We start from the raw sequence: 19,445 nt of genomic DNA on the forward strand, positions 1-19,445 counted from the left end.
AATTCGCTTAGGTTGCTTAGATGCTTATCACTTAATTATTATAATATAGATAGGAAATAAAATGGCATATAGTCTAAAAGTGCTGGATCACTATGAAAATCCTCGTAATGTAGGGTCATTAGATAAAAATGATGCATATGTTGGAACAGGTCTTGTCGGAGCTCCTGCATGCGGTGATGTAATGAAGTTACAAATTAAAGTTAGTGAAGATGGAATTATTACAGATGCTAAATTTAAAACCTTTGGTTGTGGTTCTGCTATTGCTTCAAGTTCTTTAGTAACAGAATGGGTTAAGGGTAAATCTATTGATGAGGCTGGTAATATAAAAAATACTGAAATAGCCAAAGAACTATCTTTACCGCCAGTAAAACTCCATTGCTCTTTATTGGCAGAAGATGCAATAAAAGTTGCAATAGCTGATTATAAAACTAAAAAATTGCAGTAAATTTATGAAAAATATTATGTCATTGACTGATGCAGCAGCTAGGCAAATAAAGCTATTGATAGACAAACGTAATAAACCATCTTTTGGTATTAGGGTTGGGGTAAAATCTGGTGGCTGTTCTGGTCTATCTTATTACGTAGAATATGCGGATGACAAAAATAAGTTTGATGAGGTGATAGAAGATAAAGGTGTACGAATATTAATCGATCCAAAAGCTTTGATGTATATCCTAGCAAGTGAAATGGATTATGTAGAAGACAAGTTTAAATCCGGCTTTACTTTTAATAACCCAAACGAAAAAGGTAGTTGTGGATGTGGGAAGTCGTTTAATATATAAGAAAATATTTCTGTTTTTATAAAAAATGCCGTAAAACCCATGTCTTTAGCGTGTAGAATGTAAGGCGTTACTCACCTTGAGTTTCAATAGACTTCTTTCGAAACTCTACTTCTGCTGGTGATTTGTACGTCGATGCGGTACTCGAATCCTCACGTACATTAGAGTACGCTGCGGGTCGAGGTTCCGCGTCTCCTTCAAATCCCTCAGCATAAGCGAGTTTCGAAAGAAGTCTAATCTAAGTGGCAACAAAACCGCTCATTCTTAACATTGGTTCTTATATGAAACATAAACACTCTACAAAAGCATCATCTACAAGCAGTAGCTTATCAGCTAGCTCAGTAAGTGACCCTAGTGTTAAACTACGACAATTTGATGATAAATTACAAGCAGTTTTAAATAATTCTTTAGGAGGCGGTAGTAAAATAGGAAATTTTATAATCAATCGTATTTTATGTTCCCTTGATGCAACTAATATAACTAATGGAGAAAAAATAAAATATATAAAGATTATAGAGCAATTTGTGTCAAAGTTTGTTCAAGAAATGGATAAGAATTCAATGGAACAATTACAACCTTGGAAACAATTATATAATCTTGTATTAATTCGTGAGCATTTAAAGAAGGGTGAGGAAAGTGTTATCAAATATTTATTGAATAGTAGAGTTTTTGATGAGAATTTATTTAACCCTAATAGATTAAATGATGATAATAACTTAACATTATTAGATTTGCTCAAATCTTTAAACGATGTATTAATAAATAGATCAGAAATCAAGAAAAACAGCGAATTAATTCAATGGTTAAAAGAGAAAAAAGGAGCTAAGAAATCTTCAGAAATACTACAAGGCAAATTTAATCAAGAGGATTACGATAAAAATATAGAAAAATTCAAAAAAGAATTACAAGAATGTTTACCAAAGGAGGTAACATCTGAGGGAGGGTTTAAAGCGGTACGTAAATTCGAGAACAATAGGTCAAAAGAGTTTTTAGAATGTCTTGATGTTATCTTAAATAACAAAAGAGGTGAGATTTCTCAACATATAAAATTACTTCTTAACAAACAACAAGACACAGATCATTATAAGGTTTATGTACATGTGTTGGATACGCTTCTATCTGAATATTATAAATATATAGATCATAATGAATATATAAAAATAATACACTCTATTGTAGCAAAGATACAATCCGATTCATTAAGGGTGATTCACTATGAAGAGTTAATAGAACTATATTTTGATAAAATAAAGCTAAAGTCATTCTTAACAAAGGAAGAGGAAGGGTTATTAGATGAGTATACTAATCAACTGGTTACATTAATCATTAATAGTAATGCAGATAACAGTGCAAAACATTATGCTTATAGGAAGCGTTTCAATTACTATAAGTATAAAGAAAATTCAGAAAAAACAATTTTGCAAGAAACAATTGAAGTATTATTAGAATTAATAAAATATGCTGATAGCACCCAAAAACAAGAAGATTTATATCGTTTATTAATAGCTTTACATCATGAACAAAAAAAACAAAAATGTTTATTAAAAGGGAGAACATTTTAAAAGCAAGTGCAATATCTATGATATTTGTGATTAGCTTTGTTGTATTAACAAATATATTGGTACGTCGTTGTATCAATCATGAATATCATCAGCAAAACCTAATAAAATTAGAAGAATATCATAATATAATTAGATCGCTTTTAGTTGATAAATTTAATATTAATTATATATTAAGTAGTAATGATATATCTGATCAAATCTCTATTTTAAAAGAACATATTAGGAATCATGTTTTCATTTCGAAGTATCATATACCAAATAGCGTGTATGGCAAAAACGATCTACCTTATATCACTCTACAAGAACTACTAGATATACTATCAAACCAAGTATTTAAATACAATATTACTATTAATAATCATTCAATTATATCTAATGGTGTGGTAGAATTTCAGGAGAGTTTGAACAAGCAGTATCACATTAATAAAGACCTCACTTATAATATCTCAATACAAATTTCTCCTAATTCTTATTATACACAACAAGCTATCTCTAGGGTTAAGCAGCAAATTTTATTATTAAATATAGGTTCTATATTTACAATTTTAGTACTATTTACAATAATATTGTATCTATCTTATAGAGATAAAAAAATTAAAATTAAACTTAACAAGTTAGAGGCAGATTTAACTAACAGTGTGAAAGATAGTAAAAATATTCTATTATTTCACAAAATAAACGAAGAATTTACTCTAAAATGTTATCACTATTCTAAAAGTAGTAATAATAAAAAATCATTTAATATCTCTAATACTGTTAATGTAGAAGAAGAACTAGGATATAATAGTGAATATTTTCCATTACCAATAACAACATTAGAGTCCCACAATGAAATTAATTACCATACAATAAAACTAACTCCGATAATTTTATATCTACAAAGTTATTATACAGGATACACAGCTTGCTATAATTCTAATATTAAACTAGATATAGTCAGTAATATAGAGACACTTGAAGTGCCTTTTGAATCGGAAATATTTAACCAAATTATGGTTAGTGTATTATCTAATATCTTGTACTTTAATAAAAATACAGAAAGATCGAGATGTGTAAAGTTAATATTTCAAAACAACTTGATTACCTTTATCGGTGAAGGGTTTAGTTTAGACCAAAATTTAGCAGTAAGATATTCTGAAAAAATATTTAATGATACAGCTAATTTATACATATTAAATTTGGGGCAAATATTTATTTTGTTAAAAAGTTTTAAAATAAATTGTCAAGTAACTAAAAATAAGTACTCTACAACAATAGAAATAAAATTAGATAATGTACCAACAGAGTTAAATACCGACACTACCCAAAAGGCACAGATAATTAAAATGAATAAGTATAGAAAACTTAACGACTTAAAATGAGAAATTTTATACTATTACTCTTTATAGTAGTAATTTCTACTTGTGAAGCATATGCAGTACTTCTTTTTAATAAAGAAGAGCCAGTATACTATTTCGTTAATCATGAGGAACAAATTAACAACATAAGGAAGTTATTAATAAGAGACAGAATAGTAGGTATTACAGGTATCAGTGGTATAGGAAAAAGTGAAATAGCTAGAAAATATGCACAAAAATATCAACAAGATTACGATATTATTGCGTTTTTAGATGCAAGTATAGATTTAATCCCACAATTTGTTTTATTGGTCAAAGAAATAAATCAAAAAATATGTTCAAAAACGGGGTGTTTCATTTCAGAAAGTACCGGAAGCGTTAAACAAAACCTTATGACATATCTTAAACCTCAGGGGAGGTGGTTATTAATATTCGATAATTTACATATTAATGAAAATAACAAAATTAAGGATATTATTGATTGGCATCATAATGGACATATTATAATTTGTTCGCAAGATAGTCAATATTTGCTACCAAGAATCTCAGTTCCTTATTTACAAGAAAAAGACATTTTTATGGCAATTAATAAGCTTATAGACGAGCGATCAGAGGAATTTAAAAAAGATTTGGCATGTAATTTAAAAGGTTATCCAACTAATATAATTGGACATAGTGCTATTTTTTTACAAAGCAACAACCACATGACAATCAAAGAGTATATAAATTATATACGAAAACATGATAACAAATTAAATGCACATTTATCAATAGTATTAAATGAAATTACATCAGAAGCCAAAACACTATTATACTATATGGCGTTATTAAATAATCAAAAAATAGGTAATAATTTACTAGAACATCTAGTAGATGATAAGGAGAAATTATCCGATTTAATTGATGAGATAGTGAGATTTGGTTTAATTGAACAAATTAGTAACAATAGAAATAAAAAAGTATTTCGAATGCATAATGCAGTAAAATATGAGATATTAAATATATACGATTTAGCTACTAATAAGAAAACTATTGATAAACTACTTATTAAAATACAACATTTAATGTCAGGGGAGATGGTAAATCAATTTTATTTAATTATGCAGGATAATACCTTTGAAAGTAATGTAGAAGTACTGCTAGCTAATGCGGATAAGTATAATAGTAATATTTATGCAAGCATGGTCTTGCATAATAGCCTACTTGGCTACTACTTACGTTCTAGAGAACCATATAATGCCAAAAAAATGGTAAGTTGGTTTAAAGAACACGAACATAAGTTGATTTGGCAAAATATGACAGAATTAGAGCAAGTAGCGTATAGTAGGTATTTAGGACGTATAGGACGATATGAATACTTTGTTGTTAATCACCATTCAGATATAGCCATGCAATATTTAGTGAAGGCTAAAAACGCCATAAATAGTTTACCAAACGATGAGGTAGCAAAATCATCAATTTATTATGAAATGTTTCAAGTTCAGGTATTCACAGGGCAAATAAAAGAGGCAGAAGATAACTTACATATTATACAAAATATAATGCTTAATAATAAAAACTTTATACATAAAGCAAGCATGATAGATTATGGTATGGCTAGAATATTATTAACTCAAGGAAAGTATCAGCAGGCTTTATTAGCAATTATAGATACGATAAGTAAAGAAAAAACTCAGCTAAATAAATCTAGGATATTGGCACAAATAGGTGATGTAGAATTAAGACAAGAAAATGTATGGCTTGCACCCATTTATATTTTGCAAGCAGAAATACTAAATAATATGCAAAAATTTGAAGAGGCTTACGCTATAACTAACGATGTATATACTAAGATAATGAGTAGTGATCTAAATGAAATTAAAGATATCACATCTACAACAATAGCATATTGTTTAACAGAGTTGTCAAAATCTGAATTAGGGCTAAAGAGGCAGAATGATGCTTGGAAACATATAGTAAAAGTAGTTGATATACTGATACAAGACCAAGATAGAAGCAATAGGGAAAATGAGTTAGAGAATTCCATAGATATATTTTTAGCTAATGCTTTAGTAGTAAAAGCAAATATATTAAGTACTTTAGGGAAAGCAGAAGAGGCTATGATTAATTATAGATTAGCTAAAAATATTTATTGGAACATATACAATATCAAAAACATCGGCAATATGGATAATGTAAGTTATGCCTTCTTTCAGGCAGCAAAAACTGCTACGAAATTAGCTAATAAAAGTGATAGACATATACAATGCACTTATTTTTACTCACTTCTTTTGACATATTTTGGTTCTGATCATCCTAGGAGTAAAGAATTATATGGAGTATGCCCATAAAAGCATATTGTCTGAAGTGAATAATGCTCTAGAACCTAGTGTTAATCTAAATATTAGAGTTATTTTTTATAATGTTTTTGAATAAGCCATTTAGTAAAATTTTCATCAGCTTTATCTAAACTCAACTGTGAAGAGTATTCGTATACTTCTTTAATAAGAGCAAATACGTTACTATACCTTACAGCAATAGGATAGTGAATTAGCTCAAGTTCATTAATGATTTTATCACAAGTATCACGAAGCAAAGAAATATTAAGTATAGAATCTTGGTTATCGTGATCTAATAATAATTCTTGAATTTCAATATTAAAAGCACCTGCTATAGATTGCAATACTTCTATAGTAGGATTTTTGGAAGTACCTCTGAATATATTTGTAACGCTTCTACCTTGTCCAATCTTATTTTCAAGATCAGCAACACGCCAATTTTTTTCTTTTAATAGCCTTTCAATATTTTTCTTAATAATTAAGTGTGACATTCTTATAAATAAATGAATTTAGTTAGACATTTTAGTTGACAATATTATGTATTTATATACACTAAAAATAAATGTATATTATTATGCATAATATTATAAGTATTAACTGTATTGATATACTAAAATTTGTACAAGGTAAAGTAGTTTATCAAAGTATTTATTTAAATAAGAATGATTAATATTCATGTAAATGGATTTAAGGATGCATTTTTCCTTATATTAAAGCCAATTCGTAATAAGAATTAGTTAATTCTTATCACGAATTGGGGTAGTATGTATGGAACAGCAAGATGCAACTCAAGATAGTTCACAAAAAACATGTTGAAGTAACATTGATATCATAACAAAACAATAAGAAATTAGAATGTGGCAGCAATACTTAGCAATAATATTAATTATTATTGAAGGTTTATTAATCTTAATATCTTTGAAATATTTGCATCAGATAAATATAACTAGTAAAGATTTCTCCAATATATTTGGCAAAGCTAAGACAGATACATCTCGTTTATTTAAAGAACTACAACAGTTAAGTGCTGTAACCAGTAAAAGAGATGATAACATTTTAAGCGTAGTGTATCACTTAGAGGATATCGAACTGTATATCAAAAGTATTTTGAGCATACTTGAACAACAAGAAAAGTGTAAGACAACTGAAGAGTCAACAAATAAATCCAAAATAAGTAATAGTAAAACCAAAATAAAATTATAGCATAGAAGATAGAATGTGTAGTTGTGATAAGGCAAGCAACTATCGCTGTTATACTCAAATGATTTGAAGAATTGGATTTGAAAATGAATGGTGAGCATGCGAATCCATGATATTTTCAAAAAACAATTTGTAGGAGCAGAAGAGTATACTAATCATGTCAACAATACAAGGTCAATAATAATGATTAGAAACTGTATTATTATAAATAATACGGGCTATCTTTTATTTATAGCATTATCTATTTAATTACGAATTGCTATTGACTAAAATAGTTGCTGGTAATATAATGCCGACTTAATTTGTTTAAATTTTAGTTAGGATATTTTTCATGTTCGCAATCGTCAAATCAGGCGGAAAACAGTATAAAGTCGGCAAAAACAGTGTCATCAAAGTAGAAAAAATTGACGGTGAAAGAGGTGCAAAAATCCAATTTGACCAAATATTGATGATTGGTGAAGATTCAAAGCCATCTTTTATAGGTACGCCAATGGTTAAAGGAGCTCTTGTTACTGCTGAAATTACTAACCAGTTTAAAGATAATAAGGTTATTGTCTTTAAGAAAAAACGTCGTCAGAATTATCGTCGCAAGACTGGTCATAGGCAGGAATTGACCGAATTGAAAATATTAGACATTACTAAACTATAATAGGATTTATTTAAGGATATATAAATGGCAACTAAAAAAGCTGGTGGTAGTTCTAGAAACGGCAGAGATTCGGTCGGTCGTAGGTTGGGTGTTAAAAAATATGATGGACAATATGTGATACCAGGTAACATTATTGTTAGACAACGTGGTACTAAATTTCACCCAGGTAAGAATGTTGGACTTGGTAGAGATCATACGTTATTTGCATTGATTGCAGGCAAAGTAGAATTTTCTAGTAAGAGAGACTATAAAATAGTCAATATTGTGCAGTGATGATGCTATTTCTGCCTGCAGATGTCATCCCTATTAACCACACAATGTTACCCCTGCGTAGACAGGGGTCTAAAAAAGTCTAACAAACCCTCTTGGTCTATTTTTTTAGATTCTGCTACCTACGTAGGAATGACATCGAAAATTACGCTTGCAGATTTATGTCAGTAATAGTTCAAAAATTTGGTGGAACTTCCGTTGCTAACATTGCAAGAATAAAAGAAATTATTCCAATAATTAAGCTTGAAAAGCAGCATGGCAATCAAGTAATAATTGTCGTTTCAGCTATGGCCGGGGTTACCAACCAACTAGTTACTCTATGTAATGAAGTTTCTAGTCTTAAGACCAATTCAGAACTCGCAGAATATGATGCCGCTCTTTGTAGCGGGGAGATGGTAACAGCATCTTTACTAGCCCTTAAACTACAAGAACAAGGCATGAGTGCAAGATCTGTGCTGGCATGGCAATTACCGATCTTAACCAATGATAATTATAGCAAAGCTTTGGTTGAACAACTCTCTACTAGTTTGTTAATAGAATGTATTAAGCAAAACATCATTCCAATAGTTGCTGGATTCCAAGGTGTTACCAATAATAATAGGTTGACAACGCTTGGTCGAGGAGGATCAGATACTACCGCCTCTTTAATTGCAGCTGCTATGAAAGCTGATAGATGTGATATATACACTGATGTGGAAGGAGTGTTTACTGCCGATCCTCGCATTGTCCCGGGAGCAACAAAATTATCACAGATTAGTTTTGAAGAAATGCTGGAATTTACATCTTGTGGAGCTAAAGTGCTGCATCCACGTTCCTTAGAGGTTGCTATTAGATATAATGTACCCATACGCGTTTTATCGTCGTTTTTACTCCCATTATACCACGAAAAAAATGGTACACTAATAACATCTAGAGATAAAATTATGGAAAATAGGCAAATTACTGGTATTACTTCCAACAAGAATTTATTACAATTAGTGGTATCCTCCCAATTGAGTTTTTCTAAGATATGCAAACTCATCGCTGACCATAATATTCACCTAGAATTAATGGAAAATATTGAAACAAATATACAATATAGTTTCATTATCCAACTATCCGATAAAAATAAATTACAACATTTACTAGATGATCTAAAAAATACTAATCAAATAAATAATTTTATCATTGACAGTCAAATTTCTATAGTGTCAATTATTGGTTATGGTATTAAAAATGATCAAACCCTACTTGGTATGGTATTAAATGAACTAGAAAAAGAAAATATACCAGTGAAAAAGATACAAATCTCAGAAATTAAAATTTCTATCCTAATAAAAGACCTAGATACTGAAAAAACAATACGTTGCTTGCATCAATTATTTGAATTATCAGAAAATTAAGCAGAATTATGTCTAAAAGAAAAAAATTTGTAGAACTTTTTGTAACTTTTTTCTATATAGGTAGAATAAAATATTGTCCTGGTACATTTGGGTCTTTAGCTGCTTTCCCTTTGTGCTACTTGATCGTATATCTTTCTCTAACTAATCAACTAATTTTTTCATTTACTAATTTCACAACTTTACAAGCACAACTTATTACTCTCTTTATTATTACTCTTTTGATTTGCCTATTGTTATTTATGTTAGGCACATACTTCTCTTCAATATACATACAATATGCTACACAGGACGATCCAAAAGAAGTGGTGATTGATGAGGTAGTTGGTCAAATGCTAACAATAATACTAAGTTGTTTTTCTGTGGTTTTCGTAAACTACTCAGGACTTACAAAATATTTAAGTTCACAACTAATAAATTTTATCTTTTTATTTGCTTTGCCCTTAGTGTTGTTTAGATTTTTTGATATAATAAAACCATGGCCAATAAATTGGCTCGATGCTAATATCAAAGGGGGTGTTGGTATTATGGTAGATGACATTGCAGCAGCAATCTTTGCTTCAGTCATGCATTATGCTATCACTTTTACTTTAATAAATTGGTTTGGCTAAATAATATTTTAATTAGGATGTTCTAGGTTCAGGGCAGTTTAAAAATCCTAACTTTAAGTTGAGAATAATTTAAATAACCTATGTCTATAATTATTAAAATTTTCTCTAGTTTCAGTAATTTTGTTTGAAAATAGAGCTATTATAGCAAGAGTTATTGTCCTCAATAATGACATTATTAACGGATCTTCTCCAGTACTAATAGTTGACTTATCTTCTTCAAAAACCTTATCTTTTATCCAGTTTAAATTATTTTCGCATGACCAATGACTTCTGTTAAATTTTAATAATTCTTCTGGGCTTTGTTGCATAAATAGGATTTGAGATAAATTACCCCTAACCCCAAAATAGAGGGTTAGCAAACGGCAACAGAAATTGGTTTGCCAATCTAAAACATTTTGTTTAGAAGGTGGCATTTAATCGATATTTCATTTGTCATATTCTGATTATCTCTTGATAAAAACTTGCTATACTGCTCGTAAATGAAGGGTTGCAAAGATAGGAGAGATATTGTAGAGTTTAGGAGATTATGAGTAAGAATGTATTGACAGAAGAACAAAGAGAAAAGTTGAAGGAACGTCATAAGACAGAACGAGACGGACGCATACGTGATCGTATTAAGGCAGTTTTGATGTATGACGATGGGTATAGTAATGTAGAGATTGCTAAGGTACTACTCTTGAGCCACGAATCGATAAGAAAACATATTGTTGATTATCAAAAAGCCAATAAGCTTGATACCAACAATGGAGGTAGCACAAGCAAATTGAGTGATGGTGAGAGGGAAGAATTAGCGAGTCACCTAGAAGCAAATAATTATGTTTATGCTAAAGATATCATGCATCACATTTAGAACAAATATGGGGTAACATATACGATAACGGGAGTAACAAAATTACTATACAAATTGGGTTTTGTTTACAAGAAGGCGAAAATAGTACCGGCTAAGCTGGATTTTGACAAGCAAGAATTATTTAAGTTAAACTACAGTTTACTAAAAGGGAATCTCAGAGATAAGGAAGCCATATATTTTATGGATGGTGTTCATCCTCAGTATCAAGCAAGGGCAAGGTGCGGTTGGATAAGAAAGAAGCAAGATAAGACCTTACCAACATTCAGTGGCTGGAGAAGAAAGCACATGATTGGTGCTATTAATCTAGCTGATTTACAGTTAGTAAGGACAGAGAACCCCAAAATAAATGGGGAGCAGATAGTTAATTTTCTACAGAGATTGGAAGAGGAGAATAGTGACAAGGAAAGAATATATTTAATCTGTGACAATGCTAGTTACCACAAATCCAAGAAAGTTAAAGAATACCTAGTAAATAGTAAAATAGAGCTAGTATTTTTGCCACCATATAGTCCAAATCTTAACCCAATTGAGAGATTATGGAAGTTTATGCACAGTATTACAACTAATAATAAATTTTATCATAATTTTGAACAATTTTCGGAAGCAATAAACAAATTTTTCAGCAACATCGCCGATTATAAAGATAGGTTACGTACCTTAATAAACGATAATTTCCAAACTATTACCGTTAACCATTTCTGCAACTCTTCAGGTTAATTGAGTATACCAAAAGAAGTTTTAAAACGAAAAAGCGTATTTTCTACGCTCTCCCTTCGGTCATAACTATTCTTTACTCTCCATGCTTAATATCCCCTCTTTCATTGATATTTTACAGCTTTATCTCTCTCTGTTTTAGGCTTGTGTAATTTAACTGATAATGAATGGTTGGGAGGTCTGATAACTGGCTTCTCATTTTCTAGACGAAAAAGTGCTTAAAACACCTAAAGAATGAGGTTTATAAGGATTTTGTTATAAGATTTGTAGTCATGTAAATGATATTTTTTATTTGACAATGCTGGAATTTAGAGATATAATCTCTTTCATGTATATTACAACTGTTCCAAATAGAAATTCTCGTCCTGCAATATTGCTTCGTACCTCTTATCGCGAAGACGGGAAAGTATTAAATAAAACCCTAGGTTCTTATATCTAATAGTGGAGTAAAAAAATATACTTCTAGTGAAAATGGCAAGAGCTATATTGACGCAGAGAAGATAGAGCAGGATGCGTTGTGGGATGGCATACATAGGGTAATCACCAATGACCAAACTATAACTCCACATGAAGCAATAGCAAAATATGCTAGATTATGGGTAATTGAAGAGCAATTTAGAATCAATAAACATAATTTACAAATGCGTCCAATTTTTCACTGGACTAAACAAAGGATAGAAGCACACATAGCGATGTGTTATATGAGTTTTGCAGTGCTTAAGACTATAGAATACAAGGTTGCTCTGACCCAAAAGATTAGTGTAACTAATATTGTTGAATTATTAATATCAGTACAGGCTTCAATCTTAAGACATACAAAGACTGGTGATTTTTATAGACTACCAAGTTGCAATAAAAAACGAAGCTAGAAAAATCTATAAAACCTTTAACATCAAACGTTCAGACCATGCTGAAATATATTTAAAATAACAAAATAATGTTGTGCCTAAATTTTAAAAATCCCAGCACTATGACCCTTCTAAGCTTATGCCTTATTAAAAAATGCGGAAGTCGGGAGGAAATAAAAATTATAGTAGTAACGAATTGTCAGCAATTGTGGGGATAGCTCCTTATGCTCGTGATAGTGGTAATAAGCAAGGACGAAGATTTATTAGAGGTGGCAGGAAAATACCACGAGATGCTTTATACATGGTGGTATTGGCGGGGAAAAATGGTGTCAAAAATAGTTTTCAATATTTAAAAGCTTTATATGATAGGCTTGTTAACAATTTTAAACCTAAAAAGGTTGCTATAGTTGCGTGCATGCGTAAACTACTTGAAGTGTGCCATAAACTTATTCAACAAAAACGTTGTTTTGTTATTTAGATAAATATTTTTTATTTTTTTGAAAATTTAGATAAAAGATAATTGCTGTTGACAAAAATTTTAACGTAACCATATTAAAGTTCCAACGAAATTTAGAAAAGCTAAAAAAGTGGCTGGGGCTTTATCAAATCTAGAAAATATACGCCTAAAATGTTTGATTTTACCAAATAAGTACTCAATTAAATGTCGTTCCTTATAAGTATGTTTATCATATTCACGTTGTACTTTACGGTTAGATTTTGGTGGTATAACAATCTCACACCCCTTATTTTCTAAACTTTCTACAAATGCACTACTATCGTATCCTTTATCGGCTATCACTGTCGTATTCTGAACATCTTGAGTAAGATTTCCCGCTTGAGTTATATCATTTCTTTGCCCAGCAGTTAGTATAAACTTTAATGGATTACCAAGGGCATCAACAAGGGCATGAATTTTAGTACTAAAACCACCTCTGCTTCTACCTAAAGCTGCTTCTTCTTGATTACCTTTGGATATATCCAGATGAGCAAGCATGTGCTCTTATAATAGTTGCATCAATCATAATCAATTCCATATCTGCATCTACTTTAATATAATCCATTAAAGCATCCCATATACCTTTATCAACCCATCTCTTAAATCTGCGATAAATACTGTACCAACAACCATAATCGTCAGGTAGAAGACGCCATTGACAACCTGTTCTAACAATAAACCATATTGCTTCAATAAACTGTCTCATTTTTTCTTCATTCTTGTGTATACCATTTCTTTCCTTAAAAAATGATAAAATTACTTCCCATGCTTGTTCTTCTATGTAATACTTCATATTGGTAGTTCCTTTTTTTGATAACTAGAAACTACCATTTCTTCTTACTATGACAACTTTTTATTCCTTTTTCCTAACTACAATTTTTGTCAACAGCAATTATCTTTTATCTAAATTTTCAAAAAAATAAAAAATATTTATCTAAATAACAAAACAACGTTTTTGTTGAATAAGTTTATGGCACACTTCAAGTAGTTTACGCATGCACGCAACTATAGCAACCTTTTTAGGTTTAAAATTGTTAACAAGCCTATCATATAAAGCTTTTAAATATTGAAAACTATTTTTGACACCATTTTTCCCCGCCAATACCACCATGTATAAAGCATCTCGTGGTATTTTCCTGCCACCTCTAATAAATCTTCGTCCTTGCTTATTACCACTATCACGAGCATAAGGAGCTATCCCCACAATTGCTGACAATTCGTTACTACTATAATTTTTATTTCCTAATTCAGGTAAAAAACTAATTAGTTTTTTAGCTACGCATTTACCAATACCAGGCACACTCTCTAATATTTTTACCTTCTCTTTCAACTCTTCTGATTCATCTATTACCTCATTTAATTTCTTATCAAGCTCAGCTATTTCATTCTGTAAAAATTTAATGAGTTTTTCTATACTCTCTTTATCAATGCCATCAATACTATGATGTAGCCTCTTCTTTTCATTGCTAAGCATTAATACTAAATCTTCTCGCCTTTGCTGATATCTCTTCAAAGTCTCTGATTCAACTTGATATAAATAATTAGCTGTAAGTTGCATCTTATCGCCATAATATGCTAATTTAAATGCGTCCTTCTTATCAGTTTTACACAAATTCACCGATTTACTAAATGAATTAAAACTATAGGTATTGACCTTATGTATTTGTTGCTTATTATTATACAATTCTTGGCAAATCTCTGCTTCATAACCTCCAGTAGGCTCACATACTATTATCTTAATTTCTTGCTCTTTTATTAATTTTATCAGTTCTTCATGCCCTAACTTATCATTGGAAAAACGATTATATATCGGTTTATTGTTAGACTCATATAAACATATATCTAACCATTTTTTACTTACATCTAGACCTATTATTTTACTCATGATATAATCTCCTTCATCTTATTGTGCAAGGCTGCTGCTTCCAGCACCTTCTGCAATTTGTTCAAAGCAAACCTTGTAAGAGGGTACTTATTCTGTGCACGATTATTTCAATCAAGAACCTATCAAGTCACCCTCTTACAATTACTTATATCATAATTTAAAGATATAAGAACCTAGTAATATAGAGAGAATATCAGACAACTTGGCTATTACTTATCAAGCTGCCTGATTATTACTTATTGTCAGATTAAGTCGTAACTAGTACATAAAAAGTCTATCTTAATCCACTTACGAGGTAAACAATAGGATTAACTAGAGACACTTTTTGCCAAAAATCTGGTAACATGTAAGTAAAAACCTTCTCTTTTGTCCAGTAGTGTGACTAGTTGTACGCCTAGCATGCTCACCATTCATTTTCAAATCCAATTCTTCAAATCTATTTGAGTATATTCTTTATACTTTGCAAAATTAACTCTCTTAAGTAAGTTAAGCCAAGCAATCCAGTCACGTTTGCCTAAATCTTCTTCAAATGACAATAGATCTTGCACAGATTTTTTACAAATTTCTTGAGATGGCAAGATTAACTCCTGATTTGTTGAACATGCTAAACATTGGGTCTTACATGCTTGCTCTAGATGATAAGTATAGAACATAGCTTCATGGATTGTTTTACCACAAGCTAATATTCCATGATTACGTAGAAACATAACATAATTTTGTCCAAGATCATCAAGCATTGTATTACTTTGATTAGATTTAAGTAGAAGAGAGTTATAGTCATGATAAGATAGTTTTCCATAAAAATGCAACGCCCATTGACTTATGGGCATCAATCCAACTCGCATAGATGATACAGCAACAGTTGCTGGAGTATGTAGATGAAAGATAGATAAAATGTCTGATCTTTTTTTGTATATATTACCGTGAGTGACGTAGCCGGTTTCATTGTAACTATCTTCGCTACCCTCTAGAACTGTTCCATCAAAACCAACTCGCAGTAAATTATCGCTAGTTACTTCTTCAAACCTTAAACCAAAAGGATAAATATAGTAAAAATCTGCCCCTTCAGGTCTTGCAGATAGATGTGTATAAGTATGGTCATCTAGGGTCAAAATCGCAAGAATTTGATATGCAGAAGCTAAGTTAAATTTGATCTCTTCTAAAGTCATTGTTATATTAGTTTAAGCTTATACATTATTATTTTGAAATACTTTTAATTTGAATTCAGGAATCACTGCAAACAAATGATCAAAAATACCGCTTTGAATATCTTCATATATATCCCCTCTTGTTTCATTAGTAAAGACATATAATTCTATTGGTAAACCATTAGGGGTTGGAGCTAACTGACGTACCAAAAATGTAAAATTTTCTTTATATATCGCAGGGTGATTTTTAAGATATTCTTTTATATATAATCTAAATATTTTTATATTTGTTATATCGCTACCTATATGTTCCAAATTCACTTTATTTATTGCTTCCGGTGCAAGATATGGTGATTTTTGTAACTCCTGTATAAATATAGTTGGAACAAATACGATACTATTTGTATCAATACATATTGCTCTCTGAATTTTTTTTGCCACTGATTCCGTTATACCACGAGAATTCACTACATTAGTTGTTAAAAGACTAGATGTAGGTATTGTTGAAATAGTTTGATCGGCATTTTTAATCTTAACTACTGTAATAGTAATTTTTTCTACAGTACCTTCAACATTATACTGGTTAACAGTAACAAAATCACCAATTCGTATTATATCCTGAGAAATAAGTTGTAAGCTTGCTAACAAACCTGTAACAGTATCTTTAAATAGGAAGGTTAACAACGCTGCCGCTGCTCCTAAACTAGTAAAAAATGCACCAAGGGAAATATTCAAAATACTGGAAATAATTATAATGGTAGCAACAGAAACAATAAGTATTTTTGATATTTGTGTGTATAAACTTAAATAGGCTTGTACAGAAGTTGCCATTTTGTTTCGATAAATATCGGCAAAAGCCTCTATAAGAGATAGGATTAGCAATGTAACGAAGCTACCTGTATAGAGTGTTATTACAATATTCTTAATACTAATTATCCAATGTGGAATAGGAAATGCCTGTAAGATATTGCCCCAAAATATAAGGTATAAACTTAGCAATGTATGTAATAAGTAGGTGTATATAGAATATTTTTTAAATGTTTTTTCATAATCATGATGCCGTTTATTAATATAGTTTTTTATCATTGAAAATATTACTGTCTTAATAACAATAACCAATGGAATGATTGAAACTATCATAATTATTAACATGAAAGTTTCTTTATCGTATTTGTGATAAAGATGCAATAAATACTGTGTCATAAATCAACCTTTTTGATATTTGTTCATTGTATGATATTAATTAGTCAACTATTAGTCTAATTAATTCGATGATTTATTTAATATTTTTTCCAACACTTGCAATCTATCAAGTTGGTGTATATAATTACCGTATGCTCTTCCCAAATATCAATCCTGTTATTTTTTCTATTGGATCATTTACCGTTTATTGGTACTCCATGGCTTATGTTTTGGGTATAATAGTTGGGTGGTTCTATGCTTATAAAATTATAAAAAAATTTGAAGTTGGTGTTACCGCGTCACACTTAGAAAATTTTGTTACTTGGGCTATTCTCGGTATAGTAATAGGGGGAAGATTAGGCTATGTATTACTATATAATCCGATTAAATATTTTTCTGATCCTATTACCATTTTAAAGACTTATGAAGGCGGTATGTCATTTCATGGTGGTATGATTGGTTTAATCATATCTAGTTATTTTTTCTGCCATAAGTATAAAATTAACTTCTTATTTCTATGTGATCTATTAGCTACAATTGGTCCTATCGGTTTATTTTTAGGTAGAATAGCCAATTTTATTAATGGTGAATTATATGGTAGAGTAACTAAAATGCCTTGGGGAATGATTTTCCCAAATAGTGATCTACAAATAAGACACCCCAGCCAACTTTATGAGGCATTTTTTGAAGGAATTATATTACTGTCAATTCTAGCTTATACCACTTTTAAATACAAAACTATAAATATCCGTGGTTTGAATTTTGCTATATTTTTAATATTATATTCTGTATTTCGAATTATTATAGAAATGTTTCGTGAGCCAGATTTTCACATAGGCTTTATTTTTAATAACTTAACTATGGGACAAATTTTATCATTACCTATGCTAATACTAGGAATTTATTTAATAATACGAATTAGATGCCAATCGACTCTAAAGTAAGAAAACTTATTGAACAGAATGGTAGTATTAAGCTTGACGAAATGATGCTCCAAGTAATGTCGGTAAATCCTTCTTCTTACTACAAAAAACAAGATAAGTTAGGTTGCCTAGGAGATTTTACCACAGCTCCAGAAATTTCTCAGCTTTTTGGTGAAATGATAGCGTTATGGGCTATTGATCAATGGCATAAAATGGGATGTCCTCAGAAGACTAATTTAGTTGAGTTAGGTCCTGGACAAGGAGTATTAATGCGGGATTTTCTCAATGTTGCTAAATTAGTTCCAAAATTCTACCAATCCATTTCAATAGAATTGATTGAAATTAATCTTCATTTTATCAAGAAACAGAAAACAAACCTCAAATTAGTTGGTTTACCTATTAAACATCATACAGCAGTACAATATATATCTAAAATTCCTTCTATTATAATAGCTAACGAATTTTTTGACGCTATGCCAATTAAACAATATATTAAAAGCAAAGAACTTTGGTACGAGTCAATACTTATTATTGACCCAACTGATGGTAAAATTAAGTTCGATAAGATAGAAGTTAGTAAAGAATTGCAACACTACTTACTGCAAGAACACCCAAACGCATATGACGGAGCAGTAATAGAAGAATCACCTAAATCATTAGAAATCATAAAATTTATTAGCAAGCATATAATGAAATTTGGTGGGGCTAGCTTAGTTATTGATTACGGTTATGATATATATCCAATAAAAAGGATGCGTAACCAATATGACCCTACTTTACAAGCGATAAAAAATCATAAATATTACCCTCTGCTTGAAACTTTAGGAGAAGCTGATTTGTCAGCACATGTTGACTTTTATGCTTTAAAAACAGTAGCCCAAAATATAGGAATAAATGTTTATGGATCAATAACACAACGTGATTTTCTAATTGGTAATGGTATATTATTACGAAGTAAACTATTGCAAAATAAATTACCTATTATAGAAGCAAATATAATAGCAAAACAAGTTGATAGGCTAATCGCTCCGAATAAAATGGGACTATTGTTTAAAGTATTGTGCCTTGTACAGGAGTAAGGTATAATTCGACGGCGTCATTGCGAGGAGACCGTAGGTCGACGAAGCAATTGTAACTTAGATATTAATGAAGAATTTTTAAAACTAGCAAAGTCAATCAATGAAAAGGCTAGGACTAATTTAATATCGGAAGATGTCGGATCAGCAAAAAAAGAAGCGTTATCTTACTTATCTAGTAAAGATAAATGGTTATTAGTATTTGATAATTTAAAAAT

Annotated in this window: 21 protein-coding genes and 2 pseudogenes; 17 read left to right on the forward strand and 6 right to left on the reverse strand. The window is 30.4% G+C overall.

All coding sequences use genetic code 11. From position 1 onward, the window contains the following. Positions 1-61 precede the first annotated feature (61 nt). The 5 genes from iscU to ACQH1W_RS04850 all read left to right on the forward strand — a co-directional run bounded on the left by iscU (position 62) and on the right by ACQH1W_RS04850 (position 6,008). Entirely contained in the window at positions 62-445 is a 384-nt protein-coding gene (gene iscU / locus ACQH1W_RS04830) for a Fe-S cluster assembly scaffold IscU (RefSeq protein ID WP_375332627.1), read from the forward strand. 4 nt (positions 446-449) lie between these two features. Next, a complete protein-coding gene (locus ACQH1W_RS04835) occupies positions 450-782 on the forward strand; it encodes a HesB/IscA family protein (protein WP_341761768.1) in 333 nt (110 codons plus the stop codon). Between the two features lie 278 nt (positions 783-1,060). After that, on the forward strand, positions 1,061-2,341 hold the full coding sequence (locus ACQH1W_RS04840; RefSeq protein ID WP_375332628.1) for a hypothetical protein: 1,281 nt from the start codon (positions 1,061-1,063) through the stop codon (positions 2,339-2,341). Continuing rightward, positions 2,314-3,702 carry a hypothetical protein gene (locus tag ACQH1W_RS04845; protein ID WP_375332629.1) on the forward strand — a complete coding sequence of 463 codons (1,389 nt, stop codon included), beginning with the start codon at positions 2,314-2,316 and terminating at the stop codon, positions 3,700-3,702. Before ACQH1W_RS04840 ends, ACQH1W_RS04845 begins: the two co-directional genes overlap by 28 nt. Then, on the forward strand, positions 3,699-6,008 hold the full coding sequence (locus ACQH1W_RS04850; RefSeq protein WP_375332630.1) for an NB-ARC domain-containing protein: 2,310 nt from the start codon (positions 3,699-3,701) through the stop codon (positions 6,006-6,008). Before ACQH1W_RS04845 ends, ACQH1W_RS04850 begins: the two co-directional genes overlap by 4 nt. Positions 6,009-6,067: 59 nt before the next feature. Here ACQH1W_RS04850 and ACQH1W_RS04855 read toward each other — a convergent pair whose 3' ends face one another. Beyond that, positions 6,068-6,487: a helix-turn-helix domain-containing protein gene (locus tag ACQH1W_RS04855; protein ID WP_341761763.1), complete on the reverse strand. Its 420-nt coding sequence runs from the start codon at positions 6,485-6,487 to the stop codon at positions 6,068-6,070. Between the two features lie 364 nt (positions 6,488-6,851). On the opposite strand from ACQH1W_RS04855, the gene ACQH1W_RS04860 reads away from it, so the two are divergent. From ACQH1W_RS04860 to ACQH1W_RS04880, 5 genes are all read left to right on the forward strand, one after another. Then, a complete protein-coding gene (locus tag ACQH1W_RS04860; RefSeq protein ID WP_341762890.1) occupies positions 6,852-7,199 on the forward strand; it encodes a hypothetical protein in 348 nt (115 codons plus the stop codon). 328 nt (positions 7,200-7,527) lie between these two features. After that, the gene (rplU, locus tag ACQH1W_RS04865; protein ID WP_341748347.1) at positions 7,528-7,845 is read left to right on the forward strand and encodes a 50S ribosomal protein L21; all 318 of its coding nucleotides are present in this window, start codon (positions 7,528-7,530) and stop codon (positions 7,843-7,845) included. A 24-nt stretch (positions 7,846-7,869) separates the two neighbouring features. Next, complete coding sequence (gene rpmA / locus ACQH1W_RS04870) at positions 7,870-8,118, forward strand: 50S ribosomal protein L27 (RefSeq protein WP_341761761.1); 249 nt, start codon at positions 7,870-7,872, stop codon at positions 8,116-8,118. A gap of 158 nt (positions 8,119-8,276) precedes the next feature. Then, entirely contained in the window at positions 8,277-9,497 is a 1,221-nt protein-coding gene (locus ACQH1W_RS04875) for an aspartate kinase (protein WP_375332631.1), read from the forward strand. An 8-nt stretch (positions 9,498-9,505) separates the two neighbouring features. Further along, positions 9,506-10,105 carry a phosphatidylglycerophosphatase A family protein gene (locus ACQH1W_RS04880; protein WP_341761759.1) on the forward strand — a complete coding sequence of 200 codons (600 nt, stop codon included), beginning with the start codon at positions 9,506-9,508 and terminating at the stop codon, positions 10,103-10,105. A gap of 53 nt (positions 10,106-10,158) precedes the next feature. Here ACQH1W_RS04880 and ACQH1W_RS04885 read toward each other — a convergent pair whose 3' ends face one another. Next, complete coding sequence (locus tag ACQH1W_RS04885) at positions 10,159-10,413, reverse strand: hypothetical protein (protein WP_375332632.1); 255 nt, start codon at positions 10,411-10,413, stop codon at positions 10,159-10,161. Between the two features lie 218 nt (positions 10,414-10,631). Between ACQH1W_RS04885 and ACQH1W_RS04890 the strand changes: the two genes are divergently transcribed. The 5 genes and pseudogenes from ACQH1W_RS04890 to ACQH1W_RS04910 all read left to right on the forward strand — a co-directional run bounded on the left by ACQH1W_RS04890 (position 10,632) and on the right by ACQH1W_RS04910 (position 12,995). Beyond that, the gene (locus ACQH1W_RS04890; RefSeq protein ID WP_341756103.1) at positions 10,632-10,955 is read left to right on the forward strand and encodes a helix-turn-helix domain-containing protein; all 324 of its coding nucleotides are present in this window, start codon (positions 10,632-10,634) and stop codon (positions 10,953-10,955) included. A gap of 54 nt (positions 10,956-11,009) precedes the next feature. Further along, positions 11,010-11,672 carry an IS630 family transposase gene (locus tag ACQH1W_RS04895; RefSeq protein WP_341763084.1) on the forward strand — a complete coding sequence of 221 codons (663 nt, stop codon included), beginning with the start codon at positions 11,010-11,012 and terminating at the stop codon, positions 11,670-11,672. Between the two features lie 295 nt (positions 11,673-11,967). Beyond that, the gene (locus tag ACQH1W_RS04900; RefSeq protein WP_341763457.1) at positions 11,968-12,108 is read left to right on the forward strand and encodes a hypothetical protein; all 141 of its coding nucleotides are present in this window, start codon (positions 11,968-11,970) and stop codon (positions 12,106-12,108) included. Beyond that, a pseudogene (locus tag ACQH1W_RS04905) lies at positions 12,098-12,599 on the forward strand (IS1634 family transposase); the annotation flags it as partial. The gene ACQH1W_RS04900 and the pseudogene ACQH1W_RS04905, both read left to right, overlap by 11 nt. A gap of 72 nt (positions 12,600-12,671) precedes the next feature. Further along, a complete protein-coding gene (locus tag ACQH1W_RS04910; RefSeq protein WP_375332635.1) occupies positions 12,672-12,995 on the forward strand; it encodes a transposase in 324 nt (107 codons plus the stop codon). A 60-nt stretch (positions 12,996-13,055) separates the two neighbouring features. Here the strand turns inward: ACQH1W_RS04910 and ACQH1W_RS04915 are convergent. The 4 genes and pseudogenes from ACQH1W_RS04915 to ACQH1W_RS04930 all read right to left on the reverse strand — a co-directional run bounded on the left by ACQH1W_RS04915 (position 13,056) and on the right by ACQH1W_RS04930 (position 17,249). Continuing rightward, positions 13,056-13,806 (reverse strand): annotated as a pseudogene (locus tag ACQH1W_RS04915) (IS5 family transposase). Between the two features lie 141 nt (positions 13,807-13,947). Further along, positions 13,948-14,898, reverse strand: coding sequence for an IS110 family transposase (locus ACQH1W_RS04920; RefSeq protein WP_425360965.1), 951 nt, complete (start codon positions 14,896-14,898; stop codon positions 13,948-13,950). A 416-nt stretch (positions 14,899-15,314) separates the two neighbouring features. Next, the gene (locus tag ACQH1W_RS04925; RefSeq protein WP_341761789.1) at positions 15,315-16,067 is read right to left on the reverse strand and encodes a class II aldolase/adducin family protein; all 753 of its coding nucleotides are present in this window, start codon (positions 16,065-16,067) and stop codon (positions 15,315-15,317) included. 18 nt (positions 16,068-16,085) lie between these two features. Beyond that, the gene (locus tag ACQH1W_RS04930) at positions 16,086-17,249 is read right to left on the reverse strand and encodes a mechanosensitive ion channel family protein (RefSeq protein WP_341762881.1); all 1,164 of its coding nucleotides are present in this window, start codon (positions 17,247-17,249) and stop codon (positions 16,086-16,088) included. Between the two features lie 131 nt (positions 17,250-17,380). On the opposite strand from ACQH1W_RS04930, the gene lgt reads away from it, so the two are divergent. Further along, complete coding sequence (lgt, locus tag ACQH1W_RS04935) at positions 17,381-18,172, forward strand: prolipoprotein diacylglyceryl transferase (protein WP_425361206.1); 792 nt, start codon at positions 17,381-17,383, stop codon at positions 18,170-18,172. Next, positions 18,151-19,230, forward strand: a complete 1,080-nt coding sequence (locus tag ACQH1W_RS04940) for a class I SAM-dependent methyltransferase (protein ID WP_341762880.1) — start codon at positions 18,151-18,153, stop codon at positions 19,228-19,230. The genes lgt and ACQH1W_RS04940 overlap by 22 nt, the downstream gene beginning before the upstream one ends. Positions 19,231-19,445: the final 215 nt, after the last annotated feature.

It is taken from the genome of Candidatus Tisiphia endosymbiont of Stenodema calcarata (assembly GCF_964030695.1).
In the GTDB taxonomy this organism is placed as follows: Bacteria; Pseudomonadota; Alphaproteobacteria; order Rickettsiales; family Rickettsiaceae; genus Tisiphia.

Excerpts from the sequence above, each read along its gene's own strand:
- iscU (WP_375332627.1), top strand. The coding sequence starts at position 62 with ATGGCATATAGTCTAAAAGTGCTGGATCACTATGAAAATCCTCGTAAT.
- ACQH1W_RS04835 (WP_341761768.1), top strand. The coding sequence starts at position 450 with ATGAAAAATATTATGTCATTGACTGATGCAGCAGCTAGGCAAATAAAG.
- ACQH1W_RS04840 (WP_375332628.1), top strand. The coding sequence starts at position 1,061 with ATGAAACATAAACACTCTACAAAAGCATCATCTACAAGCAGTAGCTTA.
- ACQH1W_RS04845 (WP_375332629.1), top strand. The coding sequence starts at position 2,314 with ATGTTTATTAAAAGGGAGAACATTTTAAAAGCAAGTGCAATATCTATG.
- ACQH1W_RS04850 (WP_375332630.1), top strand. The coding sequence starts at position 3,699 with ATGAGAAATTTTATACTATTACTCTTTATAGTAGTAATTTCTACTTGT.
- ACQH1W_RS04855 (WP_341761763.1), bottom strand. The coding sequence starts at position 6,487 with ATGTCACACTTAATTATTAAGAAAAATATTGAAAGGCTATTAAAAGAA.
- ACQH1W_RS04860 (WP_341762890.1), top strand. The coding sequence starts at position 6,852 with ATGTGGCAGCAATACTTAGCAATAATATTAATTATTATTGAAGGTTTA.
- rplU (WP_341748347.1), top strand. The coding sequence starts at position 7,528 with ATGTTCGCAATCGTCAAATCAGGCGGAAAACAGTATAAAGTCGGCAAA.
- rpmA (WP_341761761.1), top strand. The coding sequence starts at position 7,870 with ATGGCAACTAAAAAAGCTGGTGGTAGTTCTAGAAACGGCAGAGATTCG.
- ACQH1W_RS04875 (WP_375332631.1), top strand. The coding sequence starts at position 8,277 with ATGTCAGTAATAGTTCAAAAATTTGGTGGAACTTCCGTTGCTAACATT.
- ACQH1W_RS04880 (WP_341761759.1), top strand. The coding sequence starts at position 9,506 with ATGTCTAAAAGAAAAAAATTTGTAGAACTTTTTGTAACTTTTTTCTAT.
- ACQH1W_RS04885 (WP_375332632.1), bottom strand. The coding sequence starts at position 10,413 with ATGCAACAAAGCCCAGAAGAATTATTAAAATTTAACAGAAGTCATTGG.
- ACQH1W_RS04890 (WP_341756103.1), top strand. The coding sequence starts at position 10,632 with ATGAGTAAGAATGTATTGACAGAAGAACAAAGAGAAAAGTTGAAGGAA.
- ACQH1W_RS04900 (WP_341763457.1), top strand. The coding sequence starts at position 11,968 with ATGCTGGAATTTAGAGATATAATCTCTTTCATGTATATTACAACTGTT.
- ACQH1W_RS04910 (WP_375332635.1), top strand. The coding sequence starts at position 12,672 with ATGCGGAAGTCGGGAGGAAATAAAAATTATAGTAGTAACGAATTGTCA.
- ACQH1W_RS04920 (WP_425360965.1), bottom strand. The coding sequence starts at position 14,898 with ATGAGTAAAATAATAGGTCTAGATGTAAGTAAAAAATGGTTAGATATA.
- ACQH1W_RS04925 (WP_341761789.1), bottom strand. The coding sequence starts at position 16,067 with ATGACTTTAGAAGAGATCAAATTTAACTTAGCTTCTGCATATCAAATT.
- ACQH1W_RS04930 (WP_341762881.1), bottom strand. The coding sequence starts at position 17,249 with ATGACACAGTATTTATTGCATCTTTATCACAAATACGATAAAGAAACT.
- lgt (WP_425361206.1), top strand. The coding sequence starts at position 17,381 with ATGCTCTTCCCAAATATCAATCCTGTTATTTTTTCTATTGGATCATTT.
- ACQH1W_RS04940 (WP_341762880.1), top strand. The coding sequence starts at position 18,151 with ATGCCAATCGACTCTAAAGTAAGAAAACTTATTGAACAGAATGGTAGT.